The organism is Saccharopolyspora soli, from assembly GCF_022678645.1.
GTDB lineage: Bacteria > Actinomycetota > Actinomycetes > Mycobacteriales > Pseudonocardiaceae > Saccharopolyspora > Saccharopolyspora soli.
On the sequence record NZ_JALBWV010000030.1, the window covers coordinates 89,037 to 99,215 of the forward strand.

Genomic DNA, 10,179 nt, shown 5'->3' on the forward strand with positions numbered 1-10,179 from the left:
GCCGTCGCCACCGCCAACCGGTCGCAAGGATCGGCGGAATAGACGTTACCCGACCCCATAACCACCACGTCTTTTCGACGTGAAGGGCACCTTTGACCGAGTAAGCCGGTCAAAGGTGCCCTTCACTCACCACCCGGTCGAGGTGGCTGGGGTCAGGAGGTGTGGAAGACGGTCGGGATGGCCGGTTCGCCGTGCGAGAGCTTCAGCCCCTCCCACGGCAGGGTCACCAGCGCGTGCCGCAGCCGCTGCCGGTCGTCCGCCAGCGTCGGCAGGTCGTCGACCCGTTTCCCGTTGCGCATCAACGGGATCTGCACGAAGCGGTCGTCCGGTCCGAGCACCGGCTCGGCGGCGCCCGGCGCGATCTGGAAGATGACCTCCTCCACCGCCGTGCCGGTGTGCTTGTGCCGCCGCACCGCCGCCTTGCACCCGCCGCGCGACTCCTTGTGCGAGCTGCGCTTGGCGACCGGGCGGCCGTCGACCTCCACCAGCTTGTAGACCATCTCGGCGGTCGGCGCCCCGGAACCGGTGACCAGCGCGGTGCCCACCCCGTAGCCGTCGACCGGCTCGGCCCGCAGCGCGGCGATGGCGTACTCGTCCAGGTCGCCCGAGACGACGATCCGGGTGCCCGTCGCGCCCAACCGGTCCAACTGCTCGCGGGCCTGCCGGGCGAGCACCCCGACGTCACCGGAGTCGATCCGGATCGCGCCCAACTCGGTCCCGGCGATCTCCACGGCCAGTTCGATGCCGCGGGTGATGTCGTAGGTGTCGACCAGCAGCGTGGTGCCGGTGCCCAGCGAGGCGATCTGGGATTCGAACGCGGCGCGTTCGGAGTCGTGCAGCAGCGTGAAGGCGTGCGCCGCGGTGCCAGCGGTCGGGATGCCGTAGCGGCGGCCCGCCTCCAGGTTCGAGGTGGCGGTGAAACCGGCGAGGTAGGCGATCCGCGCCGCCGCCACGGCCGACTCCTCGTGGGTGCGCCGGGAGCCCATCTCGATCATCCGGCGACCGTTGGCAGCCGACACCATCCGCGCCGCGGCAGCCGCGATCGCGCTGTCGTGGTTGAGGATCGACAGCACCAGCGTTTCCAGCACGACTGCCTCGGCGAACGTGCCGCGCACGGTCAGCAGCGGGGAGCCGGGGAAGTACAGCTCGCCCTCGGGATAGCCGTCGACCTGGCCCTGGAACTGGTAGTCGCGCAGCCACTCCAGCGTCGCCTCGTCCACCACGTCGGCAGCGGCCAGCTGGTCGAGTTCGGGTTCGCCGAACCGGAAGTTCTCGATCGCGTCCAGCACCCGGCCGGTGCCGCCCATCACCCCGTAGCGCCGACCGTCCGGCAACCGCCGGGTGAACACCTCGAAGGCGCACTGGCGGTGTGCGGTGCCGTCCTGCAGCGCACTCGCGAGCATGGTCAGCTCGTACTGATCGGTCAGCAGCGCGGTGCTACCCGGCGAAGAGCTCATGTCGCAGAGATTAGAACTCGCGGGGGCCGGTTCGCCCAGCGGTCCCGCCGAGCTCCGAACCGGCCTTCGCGCTGGTACCGGTGGCGCGGAAACCGGTGGGTGCCGGGTTTGACCGTGTGGTCGACACGGCTGTGACGGTCGCGTGCGACGATGGAGCCATGACCTCGCCCGCTGAAATCGAGCGCGCGCAACTCGAACCGGACGCACTCGGCACCGAGGACAAGCCGTGGGTGACCGTGGTGTGGAACGACCCGGTCAACCTGATGTCCTACGTGACCTACGTGCTCCAGAAGATCTTCGGGTACACCCGGGATCACGCGACGAAGTTGATGCTGGACGTGCACCACAAGGGCCGTGCGGTGGTGTCCTCGGGTTCCAAGGAGAAGGTCGAGGGCGACGTGGCGAAGCTGCACGCCGCTGGCCTGTGGGCGACGATGCAGAAGGATTCCTGAGTGGAAGGCTGGACCCGCAAGAACGGTCACGTGCTCGCCGAGCTGTCGCAGCAGGAGGCCGCAGTCATCCGCGGACTGGTGGGGCAGATCAAGGACATGCTCACCGCTCGGGCCGCGGATGCGCCGGAGGACGAGCTGGCCGAGCTGACCGGTATCCGCACCGGGCCGACGACACCGCCGGACGACCGCGTGCTGGCGCGGCTGCTGCCGGACTTCTACCGGCGCGACCCGATCACCGGCGAGACCGACGAGGAGGAGTCGGACGCGGCCGGGGCGATGCGGTCGCTGCACGAGCCGGGCCTGCTGGAGGCCAAGACCGGGGTGGCCGCCCTGGTGCTGGAGACGTGCCCGCCGCAGGGCGGCCGGGTCAAGCTGACCGGCGAGCAGGCCGACGGGTGGCTGGCGGCGCTCAACGACGTCCGGCTGGCGCTGGGGACCGCGCTGGATGTCGAGGAGGACATGCCCGAGGAGGTGCCCGACGACGACCTGCGGCGCGAACACCTGGGCGTGTACCAGTGGCTCACCTGGGTCCAGGACAGCCTGGTCGGCGCCATGATGGCCTGAACAGGCGCCGATTTCGCGCGAAATCGCCAGTTCTCCCGTCCCTGAAACCGCAAGGCCGCAGCGGATCTCGGCGGGACGGAGGAGTCAACCGTGCAGGTCGCGGTAGGCGCGTTGGGCTCCGGGGTGGAGGGGGACCGGGCCGGTGCCGATGAGGTTCCGCACGTCCAGGAACTGGGTGCCCACCGTCTGCTGCGGGACCAGGAACGGCGCGCGGAGCACGAGGCAGCGGACCACGGCTTCGGCCAGGTCAGCGGGCAGTTCCGGCGAGCACGCCAGGATGTTGGCCACGCCGACCGTGGGCACTCCGGTGGTTCGCCGGTAGGCGCCCGGCGGCACCAGGACCGGGTCGCACGCCGCGCCGCAGGCCGCTCGGGTCGCGTCGAGCGGCAACAGCCGGATGCCGACCCGGTCGTCGAGCGTCTTGAGCACCGGGGTCGGCAGGCCACCCGACCACAGCAGCGCGTCGATCCGGCCGCTGGCCAACGCCGCGACCGCTTCGTCCAGTTGCAGCGACACGGCGCGCATGCCGGGGTGCGCCGCGAGCAGGCGCGCTCCGAACAGTGCGGTCCCGGACTTCGGGGCGCCGATCGAAACCGTGCGTCCGGCCAGCTCATCGAGGTTGGGCACGGGACTGTCCGCCAACACGACCAGCTGCGCGTAGTTCTCGTACACCCGGCCCAAGGCGTGCAGCGCGATCCGCGGGCCGAGCTCGCCGTTGTGGACCGCAGCCGCGGTGTCGGCGAGCACCATGCCGAGATCGGCCTGCCCGTCGCGCAGCAGTTCGACGTTGGCGACGCTGCCCTGGCTGCTCGATACCACCATCCGCAGACCCGGCGCGGTGGTGGGTACCTCGGCGGCCAGTTGCTTGGCGAAAGCGGTGTAGAAGCCGCCCGGCTCACCTGCGGCGATCCGGATCGTGCGGTCGGGTGCGCCTGCGGTGCAAGCGCTGACCAGTCCGGCACCGGCCAGTGCGAGGAGCGTGCGGCGCCGCATCATGCCTCCTCCCGGACCGGCAGTCCCAGCCATACCGACAACCCGTGCGGCTGGGCGCCTTCGATGTGCAGCGAACCGCCGCGTGCCGTCACCAACTGGTCCGCGATCGCCAGGCCGAGCCCGGAGCCGCGACTGCCGCGATGTCGTCCGGCACGCCAAAAGCGCTGGGCGGCAAGCGAAATCTCCTCGTCGGACAGGCCCGGACCGGTATCGCTGACGGTGAGCGTGCAGCGATCCGCCCCGGATTCGCAGCGCACCGCCACAGTTGCCCCGGCACCGGCGTACTTGATGGCGTTGTCCAGGAGGACATCGACGATCTGGGCGAGGTCGTCGGCCGGGAGGCCCACCACACCGTGGTCGAGCCCAGCTTCGCGCAACGCGATTCCGGCCGCCTCCGCCGCTGACCGCCACGCCTCGATCCGGTCGGTCACCACGGCCACCACTTCGCAGGATTCCACTGTGGACTCCGTTGTGCCACGATCGGCCGTGGCCAACGCCAGCAGTCGGTCCAGCAGCGATTCCAACCGGGCCACCTCGTCCAATGCGGACCGGTACACGTCCGTTCCTTCCGGCGTGATGCGGCGTTCCAACGCATCGACGCGCAACCGCAGTGCGGCCAGCGGATTGCGCAGTTGGTGCGACGCGTCCGCGACGAGCCGTCGCTGCTGTTCGTCGGCGTCCGCGACCGCTTCCGACATGCGGTTGAACAGCGCGGCCAACTCCCGCAGCTCGGGCGGGCCCGCATCGACGGGCACCCGCTCGCGGCGCGATCCGGCACCCACCGCCCGCACCCCGGCGCGCAGTTCGGCCAGCGGTCGCAGGATCCACCGGGCCAGCACGAGCGCCAGCAGCCCGCACACCACCAACGCGCTCAACGCCCCCGCTGCGATCAGCGCCCACCGCCCGGCGATGTCCTGGGTCGCGCGCTGCACCGAAGCACGCAGCACGACCGCACCGGTCACCCGAGTGCCGTCGCCGACCGGCCGATAACGGATCAACTCGCCCTCGGACCAGGGCCGCAGCCACGGCACCGGCCCGGCGAGCTCGTTGCGCAGCGCCTTGTCGATCGGCTCGGCCACATCGACGGCCCGCAGCCCGCCGGTTTCCACCACAGGTGCGCGGTTCGTGTCGACCACCACCAGCGGCTCGCCGTAGAGCGCGGTGTACCGGTCGGCCTCCGCGGTCAGCTGCGCAGTGTCGCCGGTGCCGAAGGCGTGATCGGCCAGCGCGGCGAACCTGTCCAGGTCAGCGGTGCGGGCGAGCACCAACTGCTGTGTCCGTTCCGCGGCCGTGGCGCGCAGCAGGGGCGCTGCGAACCCGGCCACCGCCACGACCGAGAAGCTGAGCAGCACCAGCAACAGCCTTCTGCGCATCAGCCCTCGCCGACACTTGTGCAGGGCAACGCTCGCGAACGGCGGCGCGCACCGCTACTGGGTGCCGGCGCGGATTCGTGACTCACCGCCGCGCCGCGGGATCTTGGCAGGTGCGCAGTCACGAGCGGGTCACTCCCCGAACCGGTAACCGAAACCGCGGATCGTCACCAGCAGCTCGGGCCGCCCCAACTTGGCGCGCAACTGCGCGATGTGCACGTCCAGCGAGCGCGACACGGCCAGGTAGGCGTCGCCCCACACCTCGTCCATCAGGCGCTGCCTGCTGACCGCCGTGTCCACCTCGCCGGCCAGCACCGCGAGCACGTCGAACTCCTTCGGCGTCAACTCCACGTCGCGGTCGCCGACCCGCACCCGCCGGGTCCGCAGGTCCACGCGCACGTCACCCACCTGGACCTCGTCGGCGGGCGCGGTAATCGGACGGCCGCGCCGCGCCACCGCCTCGATCCGGGCCAGCAGTTCCGCCATCCGCACCGGCTTGACCAGGTAGTCGTCCGCGCCGGAGCGCAGCCCGCGGACGACCATGCGCTCCTCGCCGCGAGCGGTCAGCACAACCACCGGGATCGGCCCGATCCGGCGGAGTTTCCGCAGCACATCGAGGCCGTCGGCATCCGGAAGGCCCAGATCGAGCAGTACCAGGTCGTGCTCCCGGTGCCGGGTCAGCGCGTCCGAGCCGCGGGTGACGCGGGTGGGCTGGTGGCCGTGCGCGGCGAGGACGTCGACGAGCGCGTTGGCCACCCCGTCGTCGTCCTCGACGAGCAGCACGCGCACCGGCCACCTCCGAAATCCGCTCCCGAGTATGGCCACGCGACGCGTCAGCCCTCCATGCGGGAGTCCTTCGAAGTCTCGCGCATCCGCAGGTAGACCAGCAGCGAGATCAGCACGCAGCCGGAGACGTACCAGAAGAACACCGGCTCCAGATCCGCCTGCTTCAGCCACAGCGCCACGTACTCCGAGGTGCCGCCGAAGATCGCCACCGTCAGCGCGTACGGCAGGCCGACGCCGAGCGCGCGGATGTTGGTCGGGAACAGCTCCGCCTTCACGATCGCGTTGATCGAGGTGTAGCCGGTGACGATCACCAACCCGGCGAGCATCAGCGCGAACGCGGTCACCGGGTTCTTGGTCGAACCGAGCAGCGTCATGATCGGCACGGTCAGCACGGTGCCGCACACCCCGAAGCCCAGCAGCAGCCAGCGGCGCCCGATGCGGTCCGAGAGCGCACCCGCCAGCGGTTGCAGGCACAGGAACACCAGCAGCGCGATGAAGTTGATCCAGGCGACGGTGCCCTTGTCGATGCCCGCGGTGTTCACCATGAACTTCTGCAGGTAGGTCGTGTAGGTGTAGAACGCCACCGTGCCGCCGAGGGTGAGACCGACGACGAGCAGGCATTCCCTCGGGTGCTGGAGCAGTGCCCGCACCGTGCCGCGCGATTCGGCACCGGTCGAGGCTTTCCGGTAGCTGTCGGTCTCGTCCATGCTGCGCCGCAGCCACATCACGACCAGTGCGCCGACGGCGCCGATCACGAACGGGATCCGCCAACCCCACTGCGCCATCGCAGCGCCGCTGAGCACCTCCAACAGCACGATCTGCACACCCAACGCGGTCAGCTGGCCGGCGACCAGCGTCACGTACTGGAAGCTGGAGTAGAAGCCGCGCTTGCCCGCCGTGGCGACCTCGGACAGGTACGTGGCCGACGTCGAGTACTCGCCGCCGACCGAGATGCCCTGCACCAGCCGGGCGAGCACCAGCAGCACCGGCGCGGCCAGGCCGATCGTCTGGTAGCCCGGCGTCAGTGCGATCACCAGCGAGCCGCAGGCCATCAGCGTCACCGAGAGCGTCAGCGCGGCCCGGCGACCGAAGCGGTCGGCGTAGCGGCCGAGCATCCAGCCGCCGAGCGGGCGCATCAGGAACCCGATGGCGAACACGCCCGCGGTGTTGAGCAGTTGGGCCGTCAGGTCGCCTTGCGGGAAGAACGCCGCCGCGAAGTACACGCTGAACGCGGTGTAGGCGTACCAGTCGTACCACTCGATCAAGTTGCCGACCGAACCGCGCACGACGTTGGCGACCACCCGACGTTCGCCGCCGGAGCGGACCGCTTCGTCGCGGCCGCGTACCTCAGTTGTCATCCGTCCTCCAGTGTGCTGCGGCCGGTCGGACGGGATGAGCCGGTGGGGAAGTGTGGCCCATCAGTCCTCCCTGGTGGTGAACGGACTCACAGTGCGGATACGGCGGTTCGGCAACAAGAACGACCACGCTTCCTTTACGTCTGGTTAACGTGATGCCGACGCAGCGAACAGGGAGGCTGGCGCGAATGGTGTCTCGGACGGGCAAGCTCGATGCGATCGTCGACGTCGACGACGTGCGCGTGGGCCACCACCAGCGGCTCGACGACCACTGGGCGACCGGCACCACCGCCGTGCTGGTGCCCGACGGCGCGACGGCGGCGGTCGATGTCCGCGGTGGCGGTCCCGGCACCCGCGAAACCGACGTGCTCGCCCCGAGCCACCTGGTGCAGCAGGTGCAAGGCGTGATCCTCACCGGTGGCAGCGCCTACGGACTGGCCGCCGCCGACGGCGCGATGCGCTGGCTCGGCGAGCGCGGGCACGGCGTCCGGGTGGGCGCCGATCCGTCACACGTGGTGCCGGTGGTGCCGAGCGCGGTGATCTTCGACCTGCCGATGAACGATTGGGGCAACCGGCCCGACGCCGAGTTCGGTCACCGCGCGTGCGAGAACGCGACCCGCACCGAGGTCCGGGAGGGCAACGTCGGAGCGGGCACCGGGGCGGTCGTGGGCACCCTCAAGGGCGGCATCGGCACGGCCAGCGCGGTGCTGGACGACGGCACCACCGTCGGCGCCCTGGTCGCGGTCAACGCTTCCGGCTCGGCGATCGACCCGGACACCGGGCTGCCCTGGATCCCGACACCCGGCCTGCGCCCGCCCGATCCAGCCGAGGTCGAGGCCGGTCGGCGGCTGTTCGGAGCGCGTCCGGGGCGGCACGGCCCGATTGCCCGCCCGCTGAACACCACGATCGGCGTGGTCGCCACCAACCTGCGGCTGTCCAAGGCCGAGTGCCAGCGGCTGGCCGTCGCCGCGCAGGACGCGCTGGCCCGAGCGATCCGGCCCGCACACGCCCTGGTCGACGGCGACACGATGTTCGCGCTGGCAACCGGCACCGGCGCGGCCCTCCCGGCGCCAGGGGAGCAGGGCTGGTCCGAGCGGTTGGACGCGGTTTGCGCGGTCGCCGCCGACGTGGTCGCGCGGGCGATCGTGCGCGGCGTGCTGGCCGCCGAACCGGTCGACGAGGTGACTTCTTACACGCGGCTCTACCCCTCGGCCCGGGAATGAATCATCGTGGTCCTACGTTCTGGCCCGACGAAGCCGCACCGGTGCAGGGAACTTCCACATCATGGGAGGCCGGTGCTCCACCGACTAGGATGGTTGCTGTGCTGGTGATCCGACGCGACCTCGTCGACGCGATGGTCGCGCATGCCCGACGGGACCACCCGGATGAGGCGTGCGGGGTGATCTCCGGCCCGGAGGGGTCGGACCGCCCGGAACGCCTGATCGAGATGATCAACGCCGAGCGCTCGCCCACCTTCTACCGGTTCGACTCCGCCGAACAGCTGAAGGTGTGGCGCGAGATGGACGCAGCCGACGAGGAACCGGTGGTCATCTACCACTCGCACACCTCGACCGAGGCATACCCGTCGCGCACCGACGTCTCCTACGCCTCGGAGCCCAACGCGCACTACGTGCTCGTGTCCACCCGGGACCCGGAAACCCATGAGCTGCGTTCCTACCGGATCCTCGACGGTCAGGTGACCGAGGAGCCGGTAGAGGTCGTGGAGTCGTACATGTTCGCCCACACCGGTGCTGACGAGGTCCCAGACCGCGACTGATCCGCGGCTGGCGCACCCCCACCGATCGGCGCCGCGCGTCCCGTTCCCAACGAAGTCCTTCGTGGACAGGAGGTTCCCCATGGCAGTCAACGTCTCCATCCCCACCATCCTGCGCACCCACACCGGCGGCCAGAAGTCGGTCGAGGCCAGCGGCAGCACGGTCGCCGAGGTGATCAACGACCTCGACACCAACTTCAACGGCCTGAAGGACCGCCTGGTCAAGGAAGGCAGTCTGCACCGCTTCGTGAACGTCTACGTCAACGACGAGGACGTCCGCTTCGCAGGTGGGCTGGAAGCCAAGGTCACCGACGGCGACAGCGTCACCATCCTGCCCGCGGTCGCCGGTGGGATGAACTGAGAGAGGCGCACCGTGGCTCGTTTCGACTCGTTGCTGGACGCGCTCGGTGACACCCCGCTGGTGGGACTGCCCCACCTGTCACCGGCGCCGGACGTCCGGTTGTGGGCCAAGCTGGAGGACCGCAACCCGACCGGCTCGATCAAGGACCGGGCCGCGCTGGCCATGATCGAGGCCGCCGAGAAGGAAGGTCGGCTCACGCACGGCTGCACGATCCTGGAGCCGACCTCCGGCAACACCGGGATCTCGCTGGCCATGGCCGCCAAGCTCAAGGGCTACGGCCTGGTGTGCGTGATGCCGGAGAACACCTCGGAGGAGCGTCGGCAGCTGTTGCAGGCGTACGGGGCGCGGATCATCTCCTCGCCCGCGGCTGGCGGGTCGAACCAGGCCGTGGCGATGGCCAAGGAGCTGGCCAAGCAGAACCCGGACTGGGTGATGCTCTACCAGTACGGCAACCCGGCCAACGCCGAGGCGCACTTCCGCACCACCGGCCCGGAGATCCTGCGGGACCTGCCGACCATCACGCACTTCGTGGCCGGTCTCGGCACCACCGGGACGCTGGTCGGGGTGGGCCGCTACCTGCGGCAGCAAAAGGCGGACGTGCAGGTGGTGGCGGCCGAACCGCGCTACGGCGAGCTGGTCTACGGCCTGCGCAACCTCGACGAGGGATTCGTGCCGGAACTGTACGACCCGGACGTGCTGACCCGCCGGTTCTCGGTCGGCTCCTACGACGCGCTGCGCCGCACCAGGCAATTGCTGGACAGCGAGGGCATCTTCGCCGGGATCTCCACCGGCGGAGTGCTGCACGCGGCGCTGACGATCGCGGAAAAGGCTGCGGCCGAAGGGGAATCGGCCGACATCGCCTTCATCGTGGCGGACGCGGGCTGGAAGTACCTGTCCACCGGCGCCTACAGCGGCACCCTAGACGAAGCAGCCCAACGCCTCGAAGGCCAACTCTGGGCCTGAAGGATTGTTTCAGTAGTGGTTTGCGTTGCGGTGCGGGTGGCGGAACCTCAGCAGCCGCCTCGACTCCGGGATCCCCGACATCATGTACTTCCAATTCGCAGTTT

At 70.2% G+C, this 10,179-nt stretch carries 11 protein-coding genes; 6 read left to right on the top strand and 5 right to left on the bottom strand.

The window, feature by feature from the left end; translation table 11 throughout:
* Positions 1-152: 152 nt before the first annotated feature.
* Positions 153-1,457 (bottom strand): nicotinate phosphoribosyltransferase, encoded by a 1,305-nt coding sequence (locus tag MOQ72_RS22955; RefSeq protein ID WP_242187324.1) that lies wholly within the window; start codon positions 1,455-1,457, stop codon positions 153-155.
* A 158-nt stretch (positions 1,458-1,615) separates the two neighbouring features.
* On the opposite strand from MOQ72_RS22955, the gene clpS reads away from it, so the two are divergent.
* Positions 1,616-1,909, top strand: coding sequence for an ATP-dependent Clp protease adapter ClpS (clpS, locus tag MOQ72_RS22960; protein WP_242187326.1), 294 nt, complete (start codon positions 1,616-1,618; stop codon positions 1,907-1,909).
* Positions 1,910-2,473: a DUF2017 domain-containing protein gene (locus MOQ72_RS22965; RefSeq protein WP_242187344.1), complete on the top strand. Its 564-nt coding sequence runs from the start codon at positions 1,910-1,912 to the stop codon at positions 2,471-2,473.
* An 84-nt stretch (positions 2,474-2,557) separates the two neighbouring features.
* Here MOQ72_RS22965 and MOQ72_RS22970 read toward each other — a convergent pair whose 3' ends face one another.
* From MOQ72_RS22970 to MOQ72_RS22985, 4 genes are all read right to left on the bottom strand, one after another.
* On the bottom strand, positions 2,558-3,466 hold the full coding sequence (locus MOQ72_RS22970; protein WP_242187353.1) for a TAXI family TRAP transporter solute-binding subunit: 909 nt from the start codon (positions 3,464-3,466) through the stop codon (positions 2,558-2,560).
* Positions 3,466-4,839, bottom strand: a complete 1,374-nt coding sequence (locus MOQ72_RS22975) for a sensor histidine kinase (protein ID WP_242187371.1) — start codon at positions 4,837-4,839, stop codon at positions 3,466-3,468. Before MOQ72_RS22975 ends, MOQ72_RS22970 begins: the two co-directional genes overlap by 1 nt.
* Before the next feature lie 129 nt (positions 4,840-4,968).
* Positions 4,969-5,625, bottom strand: a complete 657-nt coding sequence (locus MOQ72_RS22980) for a response regulator transcription factor (protein ID WP_242187373.1) — start codon at positions 5,623-5,625, stop codon at positions 4,969-4,971.
* Between the two features lie 44 nt (positions 5,626-5,669).
* The gene (locus tag MOQ72_RS22985; protein ID WP_242187375.1) at positions 5,670-6,980 is read right to left on the bottom strand and encodes an MFS transporter; all 1,311 of its coding nucleotides are present in this window, start codon (positions 6,978-6,980) and stop codon (positions 5,670-5,672) included.
* A gap of 185 nt (positions 6,981-7,165) precedes the next feature.
* Here MOQ72_RS22985 and MOQ72_RS22990 point away from each other — a divergent pair, with 185 nt between their 5' ends.
* The 4 genes from MOQ72_RS22990 to MOQ72_RS23005 all read left to right on the top strand — a co-directional run bounded on the left by MOQ72_RS22990 (position 7,166) and on the right by MOQ72_RS23005 (position 10,075).
* Complete coding sequence (locus MOQ72_RS22990; RefSeq protein ID WP_242187377.1) at positions 7,166-8,200, top strand: P1 family peptidase; 1,035 nt, start codon at positions 7,166-7,168, stop codon at positions 8,198-8,200.
* Between the two features lie 98 nt (positions 8,201-8,298).
* Positions 8,299-8,754, top strand: coding sequence for a M67 family metallopeptidase (locus tag MOQ72_RS22995; RefSeq protein WP_308197940.1), 456 nt, complete (start codon positions 8,299-8,301; stop codon positions 8,752-8,754).
* A 79-nt stretch (positions 8,755-8,833) separates the two neighbouring features.
* Positions 8,834-9,112: a MoaD/ThiS family protein gene (locus tag MOQ72_RS23000; protein ID WP_242187379.1), complete on the top strand. Its 279-nt coding sequence runs from the start codon at positions 8,834-8,836 to the stop codon at positions 9,110-9,112.
* Positions 9,113-9,124: 12 nt separating this feature from the next.
* A complete protein-coding gene (locus MOQ72_RS23005) occupies positions 9,125-10,075 on the top strand; it encodes a PLP-dependent cysteine synthase family protein (RefSeq protein WP_242187380.1) in 951 nt (316 codons plus the stop codon).
* The last annotated feature ends 104 nt before the right edge of the window (positions 10,076-10,179 follow it).